Source organism: Arthrobacter sp. zg-Y179 (genome assembly GCF_020907345.1).
In the GTDB taxonomy this organism is placed as follows: Bacteria; Actinomycetota; Actinomycetes; order Actinomycetales; family Micrococcaceae; genus Arthrobacter_B; species Arthrobacter_B jinronghuae.
The window spans coordinates 307,927-328,507 of record NZ_JAJJOB010000002.1 but is presented as its reverse complement, the minus strand read 5'-3'; the positions used below and the strand labels follow the sequence as shown (position 1 = coordinate 328,507).

17 protein-coding genes are annotated in these 20,581 nt (G+C 66.1%); 16 read left to right on the top strand and 1 reads right to left on the bottom strand.

Translation table 11 applies throughout. From position 1 onward, the window contains the following. The first annotated feature begins 186 nt into the window (after positions 1 to 186). From LOC56_RS01860 to glmM, 6 genes are all read left to right on the top strand, one after another. Positions 187 to 1,197, top strand: a complete 1,011-nt coding sequence (locus tag LOC56_RS01860) for a DNA-directed RNA polymerase subunit alpha (protein ID WP_146361126.1) — start codon at positions 187 to 189, stop codon at positions 1,195 to 1,197. 65 nt (positions 1,198 to 1,262) lie between these two features. Further along, positions 1,263 to 1,808 (top strand): 50S ribosomal protein L17, encoded by a 546-nt coding sequence (gene rplQ, locus LOC56_RS01855; RefSeq protein WP_229949952.1) that lies wholly within the window; start codon positions 1,263 to 1,265, stop codon positions 1,806 to 1,808. Positions 1,809 to 1,846: 38 nt separating this feature from the next. Further along, positions 1,847 to 2,776, top strand: a complete 930-nt coding sequence (locus LOC56_RS01850; protein WP_229949950.1) for a tRNA pseudouridine synthase A — start codon at positions 1,847 to 1,849, stop codon at positions 2,774 to 2,776. 320 nt (positions 2,777 to 3,096) lie between these two features. Next, a complete protein-coding gene (rplM, locus tag LOC56_RS01845) occupies positions 3,097 to 3,540 on the top strand; it encodes a 50S ribosomal protein L13 (RefSeq protein WP_227918698.1) in 444 nt (147 codons plus the stop codon). Positions 3,541 to 3,579: 39 nt separating this feature from the next. Further along, on the top strand, positions 3,580 to 4,077 hold the full coding sequence (gene rpsI / locus LOC56_RS01840) for a 30S ribosomal protein S9 (protein WP_227918696.1): 498 nt from the start codon (positions 3,580 to 3,582) through the stop codon (positions 4,075 to 4,077). Positions 4,078 to 4,415: 338 nt separating this feature from the next. Beyond that, complete coding sequence (gene glmM / locus LOC56_RS01835; RefSeq protein WP_229949949.1) at positions 4,416 to 5,786, top strand: phosphoglucosamine mutase; 1,371 nt, start codon at positions 4,416 to 4,418, stop codon at positions 5,784 to 5,786. Between the two features lie 38 nt (positions 5,787 to 5,824). Here the strand turns inward: glmM and coaA are convergent, their stop codons facing one another. Next, positions 5,825 to 6,805 (bottom strand): type I pantothenate kinase, encoded by a 981-nt coding sequence (coaA, locus tag LOC56_RS01830; RefSeq protein WP_229949947.1) that lies wholly within the window; start codon positions 6,803 to 6,805, stop codon positions 5,825 to 5,827. A 123-nt stretch (positions 6,806 to 6,928) separates the two neighbouring features. Here coaA and glmS point away from each other — a divergent pair, with 123 nt between their 5' ends. The 10 genes from glmS (at position 6,929) to tsaE (ending at position 20,540) form a co-directional block, all read left to right on the top strand. Next, positions 6,929 to 8,815, top strand: coding sequence for a glutamine--fructose-6-phosphate transaminase (isomerizing) (glmS, locus tag LOC56_RS01825; RefSeq protein ID WP_229949945.1), 1,887 nt, complete (start codon positions 6,929 to 6,931; stop codon positions 8,813 to 8,815). Positions 8,816 to 8,828: 13 nt separating this feature from the next. Further along, positions 8,829 to 9,179 carry a holo-ACP synthase gene (locus tag LOC56_RS01820; protein WP_229949943.1) on the top strand — a complete coding sequence of 117 codons (351 nt, stop codon included), beginning with the start codon at positions 8,829 to 8,831 and terminating at the stop codon, positions 9,177 to 9,179. A gap of 10 nt (positions 9,180 to 9,189) precedes the next feature. Further along, a complete protein-coding gene (locus LOC56_RS01815; protein ID WP_229949941.1) occupies positions 9,190 to 10,710 on the top strand; it encodes an NAD(P)H-hydrate epimerase in 1,521 nt (506 codons plus the stop codon). Between the two features lie 87 nt (positions 10,711 to 10,797). Then, the gene (gene glgX, locus LOC56_RS01810; RefSeq protein ID WP_229949939.1) at positions 10,798 to 12,978 is read left to right on the top strand and encodes a glycogen debranching protein GlgX; all 2,181 of its coding nucleotides are present in this window, start codon (positions 10,798 to 10,800) and stop codon (positions 12,976 to 12,978) included. Then, positions 12,975 to 15,311: a malto-oligosyltrehalose synthase gene (gene treY / locus LOC56_RS01805; RefSeq protein WP_229949937.1), complete on the top strand. Its 2,337-nt coding sequence runs from the start codon at positions 12,975 to 12,977 to the stop codon at positions 15,309 to 15,311. Before glgX ends, treY begins: the two co-directional genes overlap by 4 nt. Further along, positions 15,308 to 17,050 carry a malto-oligosyltrehalose trehalohydrolase gene (gene treZ / locus LOC56_RS01800; RefSeq protein ID WP_229949935.1) on the top strand — a complete coding sequence of 581 codons (1,743 nt, stop codon included), beginning with the start codon at positions 15,308 to 15,310 and terminating at the stop codon, positions 17,048 to 17,050. Before treY ends, treZ begins: the two co-directional genes overlap by 4 nt. Before the next feature lie 135 nt (positions 17,051 to 17,185). Further along, positions 17,186 to 18,232: an L-glyceraldehyde 3-phosphate reductase gene (gene mgrA, locus LOC56_RS01795; RefSeq protein WP_229949933.1), complete on the top strand. Its 1,047-nt coding sequence runs from the start codon at positions 17,186 to 17,188 to the stop codon at positions 18,230 to 18,232. Beyond that, the gene (locus LOC56_RS01790; RefSeq protein ID WP_229949932.1) at positions 18,233 to 18,757 is read left to right on the top strand and encodes a GNAT family N-acetyltransferase; all 525 of its coding nucleotides are present in this window, start codon (positions 18,233 to 18,235) and stop codon (positions 18,755 to 18,757) included. Further along, positions 18,754 to 20,004: an alanine racemase gene (gene alr / locus LOC56_RS01785; protein WP_229949930.1), complete on the top strand. Its 1,251-nt coding sequence runs from the start codon at positions 18,754 to 18,756 to the stop codon at positions 20,002 to 20,004. Before LOC56_RS01790 ends, alr begins: the two co-directional genes overlap by 4 nt. After that, positions 20,001 to 20,540, top strand: a complete 540-nt coding sequence (gene tsaE / locus LOC56_RS01780) for a tRNA (adenosine(37)-N6)-threonylcarbamoyltransferase complex ATPase subunit type 1 TsaE (protein ID WP_229949927.1) — start codon at positions 20,001 to 20,003, stop codon at positions 20,538 to 20,540. Before alr ends, tsaE begins: the two co-directional genes overlap by 4 nt. Positions 20,541 to 20,581 lie beyond the last annotated feature (41 nt).

Below are 20,581 nucleotides of genomic sequence, written 5' to 3'. Positions count from 1 at the left end.
TATCCCCGCCGGGGGGGGGGGTGTCCCCCGGGGGGCCACCCAAATACCACGGGGGGCCCCCCCGCCGGAGGGCGCCGGTCCCGGGCTGGCTGTTAGCCGTCCAAGACGCCCGCGGAAGACCCGTCGTCGTCGTTTCCACCATTTGTGTTGCGTCATATAGCGGATGCTCGCTGAAAGGAAATGCAAGTGCTCATTGCACAGCGCCCCACCCTCACCGAAGAAGTCGTAGCCGACAACCGCTCACGGTTCATCATTGAACCCCTGGAGCCGGGTTTCGGTTACACCCTTGGTAACTCCCTCCGTCGTACCCTGCTGTCCTCCATTCCCGGTGCCGCTGTAACCAGCATCCGCATCGAGGGCGTGCTGCACGAGTTCACGACGGTTCCCGGCGTCAAGGAAGATGTCACTGAGATCATCCTGAACGTCAAGAACCTCTCGGTTTCCTCCGAGCACGACGAACCCGTTGTGGCTTACCTGCGCAAGCAGGGCCCCGGCGTGGTTACGGCTGCGGACATCGCTCCGCCGGCCGGCGTGGAGTTCCACAACCCCGACCTGCACATCGCCACGCTGAACTCGAAGGGCAAGTTCGAACTCGAACTGACCATCGAGCGCGGCCGCGGCTACGTGTCGGCCAGCCAGAACAAGTCCGGTGACCAGGAAATCGGCCGTATCCCGGTCGACTCCATCTACTCGCCGGTCCTGAAGGTGACCTTCCGCGTGGAGGCCACCCGTGTTGAGCAGCGCACCGACTTCGATCGCCTGATCGTTGACGTTGAAACCAAGGATGCCATTGCACCGCGCGACGCTGTCGCCTCTGCCGGTACCACCCTGGTTGAGCTGTTCGGCCTGGCACGTGAACTCAACACCGCCGCTGAAGGTATCGAAATCGGTCCGAGCCCCACGGATGCCGCGCTGGCAGCCGACATGGCACTGCCGATCGAAGACCTCGAGCTGACCGTGCGTTCGTACAACTGCCTCAAGCGCGAAGGCATCCACACCGTGGGTGAACTCGTAGCCCGCTCCGAGGCTGACCTGATGGACATCCGCAACTTCGGCGCGAAGTCCATCGACGAGGTGAAGGCAAAGCTGGTTGAACTGGGTCTGTCCCTGAAGGATTCCCCTCCCGGGTTCGACCTGGCCGCCCGTGCCGCAGCTATTGAAGAGGACGAGTCCGAGTACTCGGACGACGAGCTCTAACTGAAGCAAATTCTTGCCGTTCGGGCTACTGAGCACCGCACGGCACCGTTTGAGGAGAAAATGTAATGCCTACACCCACCAAGGGTAAGCGCCTCGGAGGCAGCCCGGCACACCAGCGACTGATGCTGGCCAACCTTGCCGCGCAGCTGTTCGAGCACAAGCAGATCACCACCACGGTGACCAAGGCCAAGCGTCTGCGTCCCTACGCAGAGCGCCTGATCACGTTCGCAAAGCGCGGGGACCTGTCCTCCCGCCGTCGCGTCCTGGCCCTGATCTCCGACAAGGGCATCGTCCACGAGCTCTTCACCGACATTGCTCCGGCAGTCGAGAAGCGCGACGGCGGCTACACCCGTATCACCAAGATCGGCAACCGCAAGGGCGACAACGCTCCCATGGCTGTCATCGAGCTGGTTCTGGAACCGCTTTCTGCCAAGCAGTCGGTTGTGGCTGAAGCCAGCACCGCTGCCGCTGCAGCCGCTCCGGCGCCTGCCGTTGAATCTGCCGATTCCGCCGAGTCGGCTGAATCTGCCGATTCCGCTGAGTCCGCTGATTCTGCCGAGTCTGCCGACTCCGCTGATGAGGCTGTCGAAGAGACCGAAGAAAAGAAGTAATTCTTCGCTGAGGTCCCGGTGCCCTTAATATGGGTGCTATGACTATTGAAAGGCCCGCCGTCCCCGAAATGGATGGCGGGCCTTTCCGCGTCCGGATGGACCTCGCGTATGACGGTGCGTCCTTCTCCGGCTGGGCCGCCCAGCCGGGTCTGCGGACCGTTCAGGGCCTGGTGGAAGATGCGTTGGCGGTCCTGCTGCGCCGTCCGGTCCGGATGACAGTGGCGGGGCGGACCGACGCCGGTGTCCACGCCCGCGGGCAGGTGGTGCACTTCGACCTCACCGCCGCCGAGTGGTACGGGCTGGCCAGGGGGCGGGACCTGGATCCGGGCGTCTCCCTGCGGCGCAGGCTGCACGGGGTGCTGAACAAGGAACTGACTATGGCGGCGCGGGAAGCCGGCCTCCAGCGGCGCGCCATCGACGCCCTCGGCGGGGCCGTGGAAGTGCTGTCGGCCGTCCCGGCTCCGGCCGGGTTCGATGCCCGTTTCTCGGCCCTCTGGCGGCGGTACAGCTACCGCATCTGCGACCTTCCCGAAAACCGGGACCCGCTGACCCGGCATACCACTCTGCGGTTCAAGGCGCCCCTGGACACCGACCGCATGAATGAAGCCGCAGCCGGCGTGCTGGGGATCCGGGACTTCCTCTCCTTCTGCAAACCGCGGACCGGCTCCACCACCACCCGCGAACTCCTTGAATTCAGCTTCCACCGCGGCGGGGACGGAATCATCACCACGCACATCCAGGCCGATGCCTTCTGCCACAACATGGTCCGCTCCCTGGTGGGCGGTTCACTGCTGGTCGGCTCGGGGGAGCGGCGCCCCCAATGGCTTGCCGAACGCATGTTCGCGCGGATCCGGGACTCGAAGTCCCTCCTGGCCCCGCCGCACCCGCTGGTGCTGGAGGAAGTCCGCTATCCGGCGGAGTCGGAGCTGGCCCGGCGGGCCGAGCTGACCCGCGCGCAGCGCGAATAGCCGATCTGCGGGTTCCGGTCCTAAAATAGGGACAAATCCAATATCCGGCGCTGGATCCATAACGCGGGGACAGCTTTTGACCTGACTACGCAAGCAGGCTATTGTTTATAGTCGTTGTGCGTGTCCTACCTCGATAGGCCTATGCCCACGGGAGCGGCTCAGTTGCAGAGCCACCTGGCCCCGGGGAAATAGCCGAGATCTCAGGACCACTGGTTAATTCAGTCCTCACCTGACCATCCGGTAACGCATAGAGAAGCTGCACTGTCCATGGCATCCATGGGCGGCGCGCCACCTAAGAAGAAGAAACGAAGGCAAACACCGTGCGTACGTACACCCCGAAGCCCGGCGACATCAACCGCCAGTGGCACGTCATTGACGCCACCGACGTTGTCCTAGGCCGTCTTGCCAGCCAGACCGCAACACTGCTGCGCGGAAAGCACAAGCCGACCTTTGCTCCCCACATGGACATGGGCGATTTCGTCATCATCATCAACGCCGAGAAGGTTGCCCTGACCGGCGCCAAGCTCGAACAGAAGCGTGCCTACCGCCACTCGGGTTACCCGGGCGGTCTGTCCTCCGTCAACTACGCCGAACTGCTGGAGCAGAACCCGGTACGTGCAGTTGAGAAGGCCATCCGCGGCATGCTGCCCAAGAACTCCCTGGCTGCTGATCAGATCAGCAAGCTGAAGGTTTACCGCGGTGCCGAGCACCCGCACGCCGCTCAGCAGCCCAAGACCTACGAAATCAACCAGGTCGCCCAGTAGTTCTGGCCCGCCAACTAAGAAATTAATTCAAGGAGAATCGTGGCTCAGAACACTGAAGAGCTGAATGAAAACACCGAGGAGCTTTCGAGCTACACCTCGGAATCCTCTGACTCGGTTCAGGCCGATGTCAAGGAACGCCCCGCCCTGACCGTCCCCGGCTCCGCCGTCGGACGCCGCAAGCAGGCTATTGCCCGCGTGCGCCTCGTCCCGGGTACCGGCAAGTGGATCGTCAACGACCGCGAGCTCGAGGATTACTTCCCGAACAAGCTGCACCAGCAGGAAGTCAACGAGCCGTTCAAGCTTCTTGACCTCGAAGGCGCATACGACGTCATCGCACGCATCCACGGCGGCGGCCCCTCCGGCCAGGCCGGCGCGCTGCGTCTGGGCGTTGCCCGCTCGCTGAACGAGATCGACCGCGAGAACAACCGCCCCGCCCTGAAGAAGGCAGGCTTCCTGACTCGTGACGCCCGCGTCATCGAGCGTAAGAAGGCCGGTCTCAAGAAGGCCCGTAAGGCACCTCAGTACTCCAAGCGCTAATTCAGCGCTTCCCTTCGTGCAGTCGCTGGAGCGACTGCACGAAGGGACCCTCGCGCTGAATTGGCGCTTGGCTCCACAAGCGCCGGATCGGGGCTTGTGGGCAGAAGCGCTGAAGAGCGTGAGGTTCTACCAAAAGGCAGTCGCCACGGCGGCTGCCTTTTGGCGTTAATGCGCCCGCCGGACGTCGGATTGACCACATCTGCCCGGGGTATTTGCCCGACTGGCGCACACTTTCGTGTTTCCCGTTTCGGAGACAAGGGGGCACCGGTGGCAGAATGGGCCAGTAAGTTGCCCGTGAGCGGCTCCCGCTGTGGCTACAACCTGCTTGAGGATACGTAATGACTAGATTGTTTGGAACGGACGGCGTCCGTGGGCTGGCGAACGGGCTGATCACCGCCGAAGTTGCCCTCGGACTCGCCCAGGCCGCAGCAGTGGTGCTGGGCCATCGCCGGGTGGAACAGGGCCGTCGTCCGGTCGCTGTGGTTGCCCGGGACCCGCGCATCAGCGGTGACTTTATCTCCGCCGCCATGGAGGCCGGACTCGCCAGCTCCGGCGTTGATGTCTACGACGCCGGAGTGCTGCCGACCCCGGCCGCGGCGTACCTGGTTGCCGACCTTGGCGCAGATTTCGGCGTTGTCATCTCCGCCTCCCACAACGCTGCCCCCGACAACGGCATCAAGTTCCTGGCCCGCGGCGGGCAGAAGCTGGATGACGCCGTCGAGGACGCCATTGAGGCCGAAATGGCACTTCCCAGCATGCGTCCCACCGGAAGCGAGGTGGGGCGGATCCACCGCTTCGCCGATGCCGAGGACCGGTATGTGGTCCACCTGCTGCAAACCCTGCCCAACCGCATCGAGGGCCTGAAGGTGGTCCTGGACTGCGCGCACGGGGCGGCAAGCGGCTGTTCACCCCAGGTCTTCGCCGACGCCGGTGCCGAAGTAGTGGTCATCGGTGCCGAGCCGGACGGCCTCAACATCAACGAGGGCTACGGCTCAACCCACCTGGAGCAGCTGCAGGCAGCTGTTGTGGCGCACGGCGCCGACCTGGGCATCGCCCACGACGGCGACGCCGACCGCTGCCTTGCCGTGGACCACGAAGGCACCGTGGTGGACGGTGACCAGATCATGGCGATCATGGCCGTTGCCATGAAGGAAGCCGGCAAGCTCAAGGAAAATGCGCTGGTGGCTACGGTCATGAGCAACCTCGGCCTGAAGCTCGCCCTTCGCGAGGCCGGCATCGAGCTCATCGAAACCGGCGTGGGGGACCGGTACGTGCTCGAAGGGATGCGCCGCGGCGGCTACAGCCTCGGCGGGGAACAGTCCGGGCACGTCATCTTCTCCGAATACGCGACCACCGGAGACGGCGTCCTCACCGGCCTGCAGCTGGCAGCCCAGGTGGCGCGCACCGGCCGGACCCTGAAGCAGCTGGCCGGCGTTATGCAGAAACTCCCGCAGGTGCTCATTAACGTCAAGGGCGTGGACAAGTCCGCCGTCGAGACCAACGAGCCGGTACGGCTCGCGGTCCAGCAGGCAGGACAGGCACTGGGCGAAACGGGGCGCGTGCTGCTCCGGCCCTCGGGCACCGAACCGGTGGTGCGGGTCATGGTTGAGGCCGCGGACATGCAGACGGCAGCCGACACCGCACGGCGGCTCGCCGAAACGGTTGAAACCCATCTGGCCCTCAACGCAGGCGCCGGCGCGGCGGTCTAGCAGTACTGCACCGGCGCGGGGCAGGGTCCCGCGCCGGCCTAGGTCTTGCGCAGAAGCATCCGCCGCACGGAGTGGTCCGCGTCCTTCGTCAGCACCAGCTGGGCGCGGCCCCTCGTGGGCAGCACGTTGGTGGTGAGGTTCGGCTCGTTGATCCGCCGCCAGATGTCCAGGGCAGTAGCCCGGGCCTCTTCGTCCGTCAGGTCCGCGTAGCGGTGGAAGTAGGATGCCGGGTCAGCGAAGGCCCCGGTGCGCAGCGACTGGAAACGCTGGACGTACCATTCCTCGATGTAGGAGGTGCGGGCGTCCACGTAAATCGAGAAATCGAAGAAATCGCTCAGGGCGAGTCCGGAACGCCCGTCGGCGCGCGTCCGGGCCGGAGCCAGGACATTCAGCCCCTCGACAATGAGCACGTCCGGCCGGCGGACCACTATCTCCTCGCCGGGGACAATGTCGTACGTCAGGTGCGAATACTTCGGCGCCCGGACCTCCTCGGCACCGCTCTTGACCTCGCTGACAAAGCGCAGCAGCCGGCGTCGGTCATAGGATTCCGGGAAGCCCTTGCGCTGCATCAGCCCGCGGCGTTCCAGCTCTGCGTTGGGGTACAGGAAACCGTCCGTGGTGATCAGTTCCACGTTCGGGGTATCCGGCCAGCGGCGCAGCATTTCACGCAGGACCCGGGCGGTGGTGGATTTGCCCACAGCCACGGAGCCGGCCACACCGATCACGAACGGGGTGCGGGTGGTCTTCTCGCCAAGGAATGTGGTGGTGGCACTGTGCAGGCGGCCTGCGGCAGCCACATACAGGTTCAGCAGCCGGGAGAGCGGGAGGTAGACCTCCCTGATCTCATCAAGGTTCAGCTGGTCGCCGACGCCGCGCAGCCGGAGGATGTCCTCCTGGTTGAGCGGGGAGCGTATCTCATGTGACAGCCGCGACCAGGTTTTGCGGTCCAGTTCGACGAAGGGAGTGAAACTGCTCTCGGGCGGCTGGGCCGCGGAGGACTTAACATGGCGTTCGGTCACCTTAGGAATTCTGCCCTGAACAGCAGGCAAACCCAAACGGCCCGAACCGCGCAACGACGGCGCAACAGGCTGAAGGACACCATGCTTTCGGTATCCTGTCCGCGGGCCGGTACGCTTAGTGCTATGTGTGGAATTATTGGATATGCAGGCCGCCCGGACGTCATTGCAGGTATTAGCGCAGGCGGGCACGGGGCTCTCGACGTAGTAATGGAAGGCCTTCGGCGGCTGGAATACCGGGGCTATGATTCGGCCGGCGTTGCAGTACTCACGCCCTTGGGTATCGAATACCGCAAGAAGTCAGGCAAGCTGGCCAATCTGGTGGCCGAGCTGGAGGCAGCTCCGCTGACCCCGGCCACCACCGGTATCGGGCACACCCGCTGGGCCACGCACGGCGGCCCGACCGACGAGAACGCCCATCCCCATCTGGCGGACAACGGACGCCTCGCCGTGATCCACAACGGCATTATCGAGAACTTCGCCGAGCTGAAGGCCGAACTGCTGGACGCCGGTGCGGAGTTTGTTTCCGAAACCGACACCGAGGTGGCCGCAGCGCTGCTGGCCTCCATCTACCGCGGCGACGGCAACGCGGACCTGGCAAAGTCCATGCAGCTCGCCTGCCAGCAGCTCGAGGGTGCGTTCACCCTGCTGGCCGTCCATACCGATTCGCCCGGCACCGTGGTTGCCGCCCGCCGCAACTCCCCGCTCGTCGTCGGACTGGGCGAAGGCGAGAACTTCCTGGGCTCGGACGTTTCCGGCTTTATCGACTTCACCCGCCGCGCCGTCGAACTGGGCCAGGACCAGGTGGTAACCATCACTCCTGACTCGGTCCTGATCACCGACTTCTTCGGGGAAGTCGCCGAAGGCACTGAGTTCTACGTGAACTGGGATGCAGCCGCCGCCGAAAAGGGCGGTTACGACTCCTTCATGGAGAAGGAAATCAACGACCAGCCGCAGGCTGTGGGGGACACCCTCCTGGGCCGGTCGGACATCGACGGACGACTCACCCTCGATGAGCTGCGCGTCAGCCCCGAGGAGCTTAAGAACGTCAACAAGATCATGGTCCTGGCCTGCGGAACCTCCGCGTACGCCGGACAGGTGGCCAAGTACGCCATCGAGCACTGGTGCCGGCTGCCGGTCGAGGTGGAGCTCAGCCATGAGTTCCGCTACCGCGATCCCATTGTCGACTCGAACACGCTGGTCGTGGCCATTTCCCAGTCGGGCGAGACCATGGACACGCTGATGGCAGTGCGTTACGCCAAGGAACAGGGCGCAAAGGTCCTGGCCATCTGCAACACCAACGGCTCCACCATCCCCCGCGAGTCGGACGCAGTCCTCTACACGCACGCCGGACCGGAAATCGCCGTTGCCTCCACGAAGGCGTTCCTGGCACAGATCACCGCCGCATACCTGCTCGGCCTGTACCTGGCGCAGATCCGCGGCAACAAGTTCCAGGGCGAGATCAAGGACATCCTTGCGGACCTTGGCAAGGTGCCGGACAAGATCCAGCAGGTGCTGGACAACTCCGGGCAGATCAAGGAACTGGCACAGCTGATGAAGGATGCCGGCTCGGTGCTCTTCCTCGGCCGCCACGTCGGCTTCCCGGTGGCAATGGAAGGCGCCCTGAAGCTCAAGGAGCTGGCCTACATCCACGCCGAAGGGTTCGCTGCCGGCGAGCTCAAGCACGGCCCGATTGCCCTGATCGAGGAAGGCCAGCCCGTGTTCGTGGTTGTCCCGTCGCCCCGCGGCCGGGATTCACTGCACGCCAAGGTGGTTTCCAACATCCAGGAGATCCGGGCCCGCGGCGCCAAGACGATCGTGATCGCCGAAGAAGGCGACGACGCCGTCAAGGCCTACGCCGAGCACATCTTCTACGTGCCGGAAACCCCGACGCTGCTGGCACCGCTGCTGACCACCGTGCCGCTGCAGATCTTCGCCTGCGAGCTGGCATCGGCTAAGGGCTTCGACGTGGACCAGCCGCGCAACCTGGCCAAGTCCGTCACGGTCGAATAAGGAGCGTCCTTCGGTGATTATCGGAATCGGCGTCGATGTAGTGGACGTGCCGCGGTTCGGCCGCCAGCTGGAGCGCACGCCCGGGCTCCGGGCCCGGCTGTTCGCACCGGCGGAACGGGAGCTGAACCTGCGTTCACTGGCTGCACGGTTCGCGGCGAAGGAAGCCGTGGCCAAGGCCCTGGGCGCCCCGGCCGGCATGAACTGGCAGCACTGCCAGGTCCTGCTGGATCCCGCCGGAGCGCCGCTGCTGCAGATCGACGGAACCGTGGCTGCCGTGGCGGAGGGCAAGGGCGTGCAGACCTGGCACCTTTCCCTAAGCCATGACGGCAACATGGCTACTGCAATGGTCATCGCCGAAGGCTAGGACAAAGCGCATGATCAGTGCGTACACCGGCACCGCGGTCCGCCGGGCCGAAGCCCCGCTGCTGGCCGAAGGCCGGGGCGGGGAACTGATGCAGCGCGCAGCCTACGGGCTGTACGCGGCGACGGCGGGCCGGCTGGCAGCCCGCCGCGGCCGCTTCTACGGGGCCGCGGTGACCGTCCTCGCCGGCAGCGGCAACAACGGGGGAGACGCGCTTTATGCCGCCGCCCGGCTGGCCCGGCGCGGAGCAGCGACGACGGCGGTGCTTACCTCCCACGCAGCGCACCCCGAGGCGCTGGCAGCGTTCCGGGCACAGGGCGGAAAGGTCCTGGCACTCACAGAGTCCAACGCCGCAGCCCTCGCCGAGGCCGCAGCCGCGGCCGATACCGTAATCGACGGCGTCCTGGGCACCGGCGGCAGCGGCGGACTCCGCGGCCCCGTCCGCCTAGTCGCAGAGACACTGAACGCGGCACGGCTGCAGGGGCAGGGCCCGCTGGTCGTGGCCTGCGACCTCCCCAGCGGCGTCGACGCCGACTCCGGCCAGGTGGAGGGAACCTGCCTGCGGGCGGACCTCACCGTGACCTTCGGGGCCGTCAAGACCGGGCTGCTCGCCGGCCCGGGTGCCGCGGCGGCCGGGGAAATCCACTGCATCGACATCGGGCTGGGCCCGCATCTGGGAGCCCCGTCCGCCTACCGCCTGCAGGCGAAAGACCTGGCCGGGCTCCTGCCGGTTCCCACGTCCGCGGACCACAAGTACAGCCGCGGGGTGCTCGGCATTGCCGCGGGCTCGGACACTTACCCCGGAGCCGCGCTGATGGCCACGGGCGCCGCCCTCGCCACCGGCGTCGGCATGGTCCGTTACCTGGGGCCCGACGCCGTCGCCCGGCTGATCAATCTGGCGCACCCCGAGGCGGTCTGCGGCTCAGGGACCGTTGGAGACACCCATGTCCAGGCCTGGGTTGCCGGACCCGGTGCAGGCAACGACGATGACCAGCGCCGCCGGGCCGGCGACGCCATGGCTTCCGGGCTGCCCGCGGTGATCGACGCCGACGCGATCGCCGCGGTCCGCACCGGGCTGCACCCCGGCGTTGTGCTCACCCCGCACGCAGGCGAACTCACCGCGCTGCTGCGTTCCCTGGGCGAGGAGGCATCGCGGGCCGAAATCGAAGCCGATCCCATCCGCTACGCCCGCCTCGCCGCCCGGCTTACGGGGGCGACGGTCCTCCTCAAGGGCTGGGCCACGCTGGCGGCGGCTCCCACCGGCGAACTGTACAGCCAGGCCGAAGCAACGCCGTGGCTGGCGACGGCGGGAAGCGGAGACACACTCGCCGGCATCCTCGGCGCTCTCTTGGCGACGGACCGGACTCCGGCCGATGAACGGGAACCGGGACACTATGCCCGCCTGGCGGCGGCTGCCGCCCATCTCCACGGCCGTGCCGGCGCACTTGCAGCCCTCGACGGGCCGGTCCAGCCGTCCCTGCTGGAATCACAGATCCGGTCGCTGGTGGCGGAATCCACCCAACGGGGAAGCTGACGAATTCAAGTAAGCTCCAAGTTTGGGGTAAAAAAGTAAGTAGACATATCAATTACGTGTTGTCAGGGAACTAGTCAGGAGCACTACATGGAAGTTTGGCCGGGAGATGCCTATCCGCTGGGCGCAACCTACGACGGAAACGGCACCAACTTCGCTCTCTACAGCGAGGTGGCAGATTCCGTATTCCTGTGCCTGTTCGATGAGGACGGAACGGAGCACCAGGTCCGCCTGACCGAGGTCGACGGGTATGTCTGGCACTGCTACCTGCCGCAGGTCATGCCGGGGCAGAAGTACGGTTACCGCGTGGACGGGCCGAACGATCCGGAGAACGGCAACCGGTGCAACCCGAACAAGCTGCTGCTGGATCCCTACGCCAAGGCTGTTGCCGGGCAGATCGACTGGGACCAGGCACTGTTCGGTTACAACTTCGGCGACGAGCATTCGCGCAACGACGAGGACTCCGCCCCGCACATGATGATGGGCGTCGTCATCAATCCCTTCTTCGACTGGGACGGCGACCGCAAGCCGAAGGTCCCGTACCACCAGTCAGTGATCTACGAGGCCCACGTCAAGGGCCTGACCGAGCTGCACCCTGACGTACCCGAGGACCAGCGCGGCACCTACGCCGGCGTCGCCCACCCTTCCGTGATCGCGCACCTGCAGAAGCTCGGGATCACCGCCATCGAACTGATGCCGGTGCACCAGTTCGTCAACGACTCGACCCTGCAGGAAAAGGGGCTGTCGAACTACTGGGGCTACAACACCATCGGCTTCTTTGCCCCGCACAACACCTACAGCGCCACCGGCGACCAGGGCCAGCAGGTACAGGAATTCAAGGCCATGGTGCGCGCGCTGCACCTCGCCGGGATCGAAGTGATCCTGGACGTGGTCTACAACCACACGGCCGAGGGCAACCACATGGGCCCGACTCTGTCCTTCCGCGGCATCGACAATGCGTCCTACTACCGGCTGGTGGAGGACGACAAGAAGTACTACATGGACTACACCGGCACGGGTAACTCCCTCAATGTCGGCAACCCGCATTCCCTGCAGCTGCTGATGGACTCACTGCGCTACTGGGTCACGGAAATGCACGTGGACGGTTTCCGCTTCGACCTGGCCTCGACGCTGGCCCGCGAGTTCTACGACGTGGACCGCCTCTCCGCCTTCTTCGAACTGGTGCAGCAGGACCCGGTAGTGTCCCAGGTCAAGCTGATCGCCGAGCCGTGGGACGTTGGCCCCGGCGGCTACCAGGTGGGCAACTTCCCGCCGCAGTGGACCGAGTGGAACGGCAAGTACCGCGACACCGTCCGCGACTTCTGGCGCGGAGAGCCCTCCACGCTGGGCGAGTTTGCGTCCCGCATCACCGGCTCGGCCGACCTGTACGAGTCCTCTGCCCGCCGTCCGGTGGCATCCATCAACTTCGTCACCGCCCACGACGGCTTCACGCTGCAGGACCTGGTGTCCTACAACGAGAAGCACAACGACGCCAACGGCGAGGACAACAACGACGGCGAGTCCCACAACCGCTCCTGGAACTGCGGCGTTGAGGGTCCCACGGATGATCCCGCGGTCCTGTCCCTGCGTGCCCGCCAGCAGCGCAACTTCCTCGCCACCCTGCTGCTTTCCCAGGGCGTTCCGATGATCGCCCACGGCGACGAGCTGGGCCGGACCCAGCAGGGCAACAACAACACCTACGCGCAGGACTCCGAGCTGAGCTGGATCAACTGGGAGACCATGGACGCACCGCTGATGGAATTCACCGCAGCGGTCAATACCCTGCGCGCCGAGCACCCCACGTTCCGCCGGCGCCGGTTCTTCGACGGCCGCCCCGTGCGGCGCGGCGAGGGCGAGGCGCTGCCGGACATCGTCTGGCTGAACGAGGACGGCACCACCATGTCCCCGGATGACTGGGACACCCCGGTCAGCCGTTCCCTGGGCGTGTTCCTCAACGGACAGGGGATCTCGGGCAAGGACGCGCGCGGACAGCGGATCACCGACCTGAACTTCCTGCTGTACTTCAACGCACATGACGAAGCCGTGAAGGTCACCCTTCCGGCCAAGGAATACGCCCCCATGTGGGACACGGTGATCGATACTGCCGGCGAATATGCCGGCTCGGAGCCGGTTGCCGCGGACAGCCAGCTGACCGTGGCTGCCAAGTCCATGGTGGTCCTGCGGGCGCACGCAGCGGAAGAGGAGCACGACCACTCCGTGGCGGCGTCCCTCGCGGCTCTGGCGGCCCAGAACACCGAGGCGGCAGTATGAGGACACCCCTCTCCACGTACCGACTGCAGATCCGCCCGTCCTTTACCCTGTTCGACGCCGCGGAGCTGGTTCCGTACCTGGCCGATCTTGGTGTGGACTGGGTGTACCTCTCTCCCATCCTCACGGCCGAAGTGGGCTCCGACCATGGGTATGACGTCACCGACCCCTCCACGGTCGACCCCGCCCGTGGCGGCCCGGAAGGGCTGAAGGCACTCTCCGACGCCGCCCACGCGGCGGGCCTCGGCGTGCTCGTGGACATTGTGCCCAACCACATGGGTATCGCCACGCCGCACCGGAACAAGTGGTGGTGGTCCGTCCTGGCGGAAGGCCGCGGCTCCCGGTACGCCGAAGCCTTCGACATTGACTGGGACGCAGGGAACGGGAAGCTGCGGCTGCCCGTCCTGGGCGACGGCGAAAACGAGCTTGAGCAGCTTAAGCTGGCGGGCAATGAACTGCACTACTACGACCACCGTTTCCCGGTGGCCGAAGGCACCGCAGCAGAAGGCGACAGCGCGCAGGACGTGTACGCCCGCCAGTCCTACGAACTGGTGAACTGGCGCCGGGCCGACAACGAGCTGAACTACCGCCGGTTCTTCGGGGTCAACACCCTGGCCGGGATCCGCGTGGAAGAACCGTGGGTCTTTGACGAGGCACACGCCGAAATCCGGCGCTGGTTCGACGCAGGCCTCGTGGACGGCCTGCGCATCGACCATCCGGACGGACTCGCCGATCCCAAGGGCTACCTGGCCCGGCTGCGCGAGATCACCGGCGGAGCGTACATCCTGGTGGAAAAGATCCTGGAACCGGGCGAAAAGCTCGCTACGGACTGGGAAACCGAAGGCACCACCGGCTACGACGCGCTGGCCGACATCGACCGGCTGTTCGCGGACCCTGCGGGCAACAACACGCTGACTGCGCTGGTGCCCATGGAACCGTACGCAGAGATGATCCACGGCACCAAGCGGGTCATTGCGGACGGCCTGCTGCACTCCGAAGTGCAGCGCCTCGTGCGCCTGCTCCCTGCGGACAGCGGGCTGGACCCGGAAACGGCTGCAGATGCCATTGCGGAACTGCTGGCCTGCTTCCCGGTTTACCGCAGCTACCTGCCCGAAGGCGCCGACCACCTGACCGAAGCCGTCATCGCGGCCAAGGTCCACCGGCCGGATCTCGCGGCGGCGCTGGACATCCTGCATCCGCTGTTGAACCCGCTGCTGAATGAAGACTCCGCTGAGACGGTGTCGCTTTCCAGCCTCGGTGAGCTGGCGGTGCGTTTCCAGCAGACCTCCGGCATGGTGATGGCCAAGGGCGTCGAGGATACGGCGTTCTACCGTTACTCCCGCCTGACCTCGCTCAACGAGGTTGGCGCTGACCCGGCACACTTCGCCGTATCGCCGTTTGAAATGCACACCCGGCTGCTCCGCAGGCAGCTGGAACAGCCTGCAGCCATGACGGCCCTGACCACGCACGACACCAAGCGCAGCGAGGACACCCGCGCCCGGATCTCCGTGCTCGCGGAAATCCCGGAGGAGTGGAGCGAAGCGTTCACGCGCCTCGACGCCCTTGTCCCGATGAATGACGGGCCGATGGCGAACCTGCTCTGGCAGACCTTCGTCGGGGCCTGGCCGCTGAGCCGGGAACGCGCACACGCCTACGCCGAGAAGGCCTCGCGGGAAGCAGCCAGCAGCACCACTTGGACGGCTCCCAACGCGGACTTCGAAGAGCGCATGCACGCAGCCATTGATGCGGCGTTCGATAATCCGGACGTCACCGCGGTGATCACTGCGCTGGTCGAACGCATCCGCGAGGCGGGGTACAGCAATTCGCTCTCCGCCAAGCTCCTGCAGCTGACCATGCCCGGCGTGCCGGACGTCTACCAGGGCACCGAATTCTGGGACCGGTCACTGGTGGACCCGGACAACCGGCGCGAAGTGGACTTCGCCCGGCGGCGCGAGGTAGCGGCGTCGTTCGCCGACGCCGGTGCCCCCGCCCTGGACGAGGACGCGGCAGCGAAGCTGCTCGTCACCACCCGTGCGCTGCAGCTTAAGCGCGGCCGGCCCGAGCTGTTCACGGGGTACGTCCCCGTGGCGGTGGAAGGATCTTCGGCAGAACACCTCTTCGGGTTCGACCGCGGCGGAGCGGTAACCCTGGTGACCCGTCTGCCGCTGGGACTGCAGCGTCGAGGCGGATGGCAGGACACCGCCGTCGTCCTGGCGCCGGGCACCTACCGTGACGTGATCACCGGGAAGACGCACGAAAGCGGCGGCCGGCTGGCAGCTGCGGATCTGTTCGGCACCTATCCGGTGGCGCTGCTTGTTCGGGAGGACGGCAAATGAGGACCGACTTCGACGTGTGGGCGCCCAAGGCCGGCACCGTTACGCTGCTGGCCGACGGCCGGCACCTGTCGATGACCCGCGGCGAGAACGGCTGGTGGCACGTCCAGCACGCCGAACTCACCGAGGACATCGACTACGGCTACCTGATAGACGACGCCGAGACGCCCGTGCCGGACCCCCGGTCCCGGCGGCAGCCCGAGGGCGTGCACGCCCTTTCGCGCACCTTTGACCCGGATCTGTACCAGTGGCATGACGACGGCTGGGTCTCCCCGGGGCTCGACGGGGGCGCCATCTACGAAATGCACGTGGGCACCTTCACCCCCGAAGGGACGCTGGACGCGGCAATCGGCCGGCTGGACTACCTGGTGGACCTGGGTGTGCGCTTTGTCGAACTCCTGCCGGTCAATGCCTTCAACGGAACCCACAACTGGGGTTACGACGGCGTGCTCTGGTACGCCGTGCAGGAAACCTACGGCGGGCCCGAGGCCTACCAGCGGTTCGTGGACGCGGCCCACCAGGCCGGACTCGGCGTTATCCAGGACGTCGTCTACAACCACCTTGGTCCCAGCGGCAATTACCTGCCGATGTTCGGCCCCTACCTCACCGAGGGGAAGTCGAACACCTGGGGGGACTCCGTCAACCTGGACGGTCCGCTCTCCGACGTCGTCCGCGAGTACATTGTGGACAACGTCCTGATGTGGTTCCGCGACTACCACGTGGACGGGCTGCGCCTGGATGCGGTGCACGCACTGCACGACGAACGCGCCGTGCACATCCTCGAAGAAATGGCAGCCGCCACGGACAAGTGCGCCGAAGCCCTGGGGAAGCCGCTGTTCCTCATTGCGGAGTCGGATTTGAACAACCCCCGGCTCATCACCCCGCGGAACGTCAACGGCTACGGCCTTGCCGGCCAGTGGTCCGACGACTTCCACCATGCCGCCCATACCAACCTCACGGGTGAAAACGGCGGCTACTACGAGGACTTCGATTCGATCGAAGCACTGGCGAAGGTGCTGCAGGAAGGGTTCTTCCACAACGGAACGTTCTCCTCCTTCCGGGAACGCCGTCACGGACGTCCGCTGGACAAGGAGGCGGTGACCGCACGCCAGCTGGTCACCGCCATCCAGAACCACGACCAGATCGGCAACCGGGCGGCCGGCGACCGGCTGAGCGCCGCGCTGGGGTACGAGCAGCTCGCCCTCGGCGCGGTGCTGAGCCTGGCCTCGCCGTTCACTCCCATGCTCTTCATGGGTGAAGAGTTCGGGGCCTCCACGCCCTGGCAGTTCTTCACATCCCATCCGGAACCCGAACTGGGGAAGGCCACGGCAGAGGGCCGCCTGAAGGAATTCGAGCGGATGGGGTGGGATCCGGCTACGGTTCCCAACCCCCAGGATCCGTCCACCTTCACCAACTCGAAGCTGGACTGGTCCGAGGTGGAAGAGGGCGATCACGGCCGGCTGCTGGACCTGTACCGCAGGCTCCTTACGCTGCGCCGGGAAACGCCCGACCTGATGGACCCGGACCTGCGCAACATCCGGGTGGACTATGACGAAGTGGGCCGCTGGCTGGTTATGCAGCGCGGTTCCACGGCGGTGGCGCTGAACTTTGCCGACACCCCGCGCGAGGTGCCGCTTCCGTTCGGCAAGCAGGCAGACGTCCTGCTCGAAACCGCGCCGGTCGAGCTCTACGACGATGCCGTGCAGCTGCCGGCATACGGTGCGGCCATCCTGGCCGGCTAGGCAACACCGGCGTTTTGCTGCAGCCGGCATCCGCAGGGACTACTCCTGCCGGGTGCCGGCTGCAGCCGATTAACCGGTTCCCGCCGGATAAGGGCACGAAGACGTGAGCCCCGCAACAGTGGCAGTATGGTGCCCATGACTTATGTTGCTGCGGACAACCGATACGAATCCATGCCCTACCGACGCGTCGGACAGAGCGGACTCCAGCTCCCGGCGGTCTCGCTGGGACTGTGGCACAACTTTGGCGATGACAAGCCCTTTGAAACCCAGCGCGCCATCCTGCGGCGGGCCTTCGACCTTGGCGTCACCCACTTTGACCTGGCGAATAACTACGGCCCGCCCTACGGCTCCGCCGAAACCAACTTCGGCAGGCACTTCCGGGACGACTTCCGTCCGTACCGCGACGAGCTGGTGATCTCCAGCAAGGCCGGCTATGACATGTGGCCGGGCCCCTACGGGAACTGGGGATCCCGCAAGTACCTGCTCTCCTCCCTGGACCAGTCACTGGAGCGCATGGGCCTGGACTACGTAGACATCTTCTACAGCCACCGCCCGGACCCCGAAACGCCCCTGGAGGAAACCATGGGGGCCCTGGACACGGCAGTACGGTCCGGCCGGGCGCTCTACGCAGGCATCTCCTCCTACTCGCCGGAAAAGACCATTGAGGCGGCACGGATTCTCCGCGAGATGGGCACCCCGCTGCTGATCCACCAGCCCTCCTACTCCATGCTGAACCGCTGGGTGGAAGACGGCCAGCCGGATCTGTTCGCAGCCCTGGATGAAGTAGGTGCAGGTTCCATTGCCTTCTCGCCCCTGGCGCAGGGCCTGCTCACCAACAAATACCTCAACGGCGTGCCGGAGGACTCCCGCGCCGCTGCCGGAAAGTCCCTGGACCAGTCCCAGCTCTCGGAGGAGAACCTGGAACGGGTGCGGGGGCTCAACAGCATTGCCGAATCCCGCGGCCAGAGCCTGGCCCAGATGGCCATCGCCTGGGTACTGCGCAGCCGGCCCGACAGTGCGTCTATCACCTCGGCGCTGATCGGCGCCTCAAGCGTGAAGCAGCTGGAAGACTCGCTGGCAGCCGTGAACAACCTGGAGTTCTCCGCGGACGAGCTGCGCCGGATCGACGAATACGCTGTCGATTCACAGATCAACCTGTGGGCAGCAGCCCTCGACGCGTAAATGGGTGCACTGACCATCCGGGAGGCCCGGCCCGGTGACTGGCCGGCCATCTGGTCCCTGATGGAACCCATCGTGCGTGCCGGAGAAACTTACTGCTGGGACACCGGCACCACCGAGGAGCAGGCCCGGCGGCTGTGGCTGGAGCCTGCTCCCACGGTGGTGTTCGTTGCCCTGAAGGACGGCACCGTAGCCGGGACCGGACAGCTGCACCCCAACAAGTCCGGCAACGGCAGCCACGTAGCCAACGCCTCCTTCATGACCGCCTCGGAGTTCAGCGGTCAGGGTGTTGCGCGGGCACTCGGCGAGCATGTGCTCGCCGAGGCCGCACGCCGCGGCTACCGCTCAATGCAGTTCAACGCCGTGGTGGAAACCAACACCCGGGCGGTGGCGCTGTGGCAGTCCCTCGGCTTCTCGATCCTCGCCACCGTGCCCGAAGCGTTCCGGCATCCTGTCGAAGGACTGACCGGCCTGCACATCATGCACCGGACCCTGGACATGGACGGGAGTGAAAGAATAGGGACGTGAACTACCCTGAATTCCGGCCCCCGGCCGAACGCGCTGCCGTAATCGACCTGGCTGCCATCCGGCACAATGTCCGCCATCTGGCCCATGTGGTCAGCCCCGCCCGCGTTATGGCAGTAGTCAAGGCTGACGCATACGGGCACGGCGCAGTCGAGACCGCGCGTGCCGCAGTCGAGGCCGGCGCGGCCTGGCTGGGCGTGGCACATATCAGTGAAGCGCTGGCGCTTAGGGCCGCTGGCATCACCGAACCGGTCCTTGCCTGGCTGCATACGCGGGATGCCCAATTCGGTGAAGCCATCCGGGCCAACGTGGATCTCGGGGTCTCCGGCTGGGACCTGGACGCCGTGGTCACGGCTGCCCGGGAACTGGAAATGCCGGCACGGGTGCACTTGAAGATAGACACGGGGCTGGGTCGAAACGGCTGCCCGGAGGACCTCTGGGAAGCCTTCGTGGGCAGGGCCCTGGCCTACCAGGAGGAGGGCCTGCTGCGGGTGGTCGGGATCTTCTCCCATTTCGCCGTCGCGGACGAACCCCACCGTCCGGAAACCGATGAGCAGCTGCGGAAGTTCCGCGAGGCCGTCGCCGTGGCCGAAGACGCCGGTGTGGACCGCGAAGTACGGCACATCGCCAATACCCCGGGTGCGCTGTCCCGCCCGGATGCCCACTTTGACCTGGTCCGGATCGGGCTGGGCATGTACGGGCTGTCACCGTTCGCCGGACAGACCTCCGCGGAGCTGGGACTGCGCCCGGCCATGAGCCTGAAGACCACCATCGCTGCGTGCAAGCAGGTGCCGGCTGGCCAAGGCGTCTCCTACGGGCTGCACTACCGCACCAAGGAGCCGACCACGCTGGCCCTGATCCCGTTGGGCTACGCCGACGGCATCCCCCGGGTTGCCACCGGCGCACCCGTCCAGGTGGACGGACAGACGTACCCGGTAGTGGGACGCATCGCCATGGACCAGATGGTGATTGACCTGCACCGAACCGGTATTGCCGGCACTGCTGATTCCTTCGAGGGCCGGGAAGTCGTTCTCTTCGGCGGCGAGGGCCAGCCGAGCGTCGATGAGTGGGCGACTGCGGCCGGGAGTATCAATTACGAGATCATCACCCGGATCAGCGCCCGGGTTCAGCGCGTGTACGTGGACAGCGCCGCGGACGACGACGCACCCGCTCCGCCCATCGCGTTGGAAGCCGCGCCCGGAGCGCCGGCTGCAGCAGGCGAACAGGCAGAGGCGGTACAGGCCAAGTGACGCAGGAACCTGCATGGGAAGCTGAATTCCGGACCAACGGTGCCGAAGAGACCCAGGCGCTCGCCGAACGCCTCGGCCGTGTCCTGCGCCGCGGGGACCTGCTGCTGCTGACCGGCGAACTGGGCGCCGGCAAAACCACCTTCACCCAGGGGCTCGGCGCCGGGCTCGGGGTGCGGCCGGGCATCATTTCGCCCACCTTCGTCCTGGTCCGCGAACACCCGAACCTCGGGACCGGACCTGACCTCATCCACGTGGATGCGTACCGGCTGGGCTCCGAAGGAGAGGTGGACGACATCGACCTCGAAGCCTCAATGGACCGCTCGGTCACCGTGGTCGAGTGGGGCCGGGGACTCGTGGAGCACCTCTCCGACAGCCGGCTCGAGATCACCCTCATCCGCGCCGTCGGCGGCGGCCCCGTGACGGACGGCGGGGCGGAAGCCGGACCGGCCACGGACTTCGAAGACACCGATGAGGAACGCACCATCCGGCTGGCCGGATTCGGTCCGCGCTGGCAGCAGGCACCGGACCTGGGCTGAGCCCCCGGCCCGGAAAACAGCCAGGGGACAGCGCCGTAGAA

Coding starts and splice junctions, on each gene's coding strand:
- treY (WP_229949937.1), top strand. CDS start 12,975: ATGAGGACACCCCTCTCCACGTACCGACTGCAGATCCGCCCGTCCTTT.
- mgrA (WP_229949933.1), top strand. CDS start 17,186: ATGACTTATGTTGCTGCGGACAACCGATACGAATCCATGCCCTACCGA.
- treZ (WP_229949935.1), top strand. CDS start 15,308: ATGAGGACCGACTTCGACGTGTGGGCGCCCAAGGCCGGCACCGTTACG.
- LOC56_RS01850 (WP_229949950.1), top strand. CDS start 1,847: ATGACTATTGAAAGGCCCGCCGTCCCCGAAATGGATGGCGGGCCTTTC.
- glmS (WP_229949945.1), top strand. CDS start 6,929: ATGTGTGGAATTATTGGATATGCAGGCCGCCCGGACGTCATTGCAGGT.
- rplQ (WP_229949952.1), top strand. CDS start 1,263: ATGCCTACACCCACCAAGGGTAAGCGCCTCGGAGGCAGCCCGGCACAC.
- glgX (WP_229949939.1), top strand. CDS start 10,798: ATGGAAGTTTGGCCGGGAGATGCCTATCCGCTGGGCGCAACCTACGAC.
- LOC56_RS01790 (WP_229949932.1), top strand. CDS start 18,233: ATGGGTGCACTGACCATCCGGGAGGCCCGGCCCGGTGACTGGCCGGCC.
- glmM (WP_229949949.1), top strand. CDS start 4,416: ATGACTAGATTGTTTGGAACGGACGGCGTCCGTGGGCTGGCGAACGGG.
- LOC56_RS01815 (WP_229949941.1), top strand. CDS start 9,190: ATGATCAGTGCGTACACCGGCACCGCGGTCCGCCGGGCCGAAGCCCCG.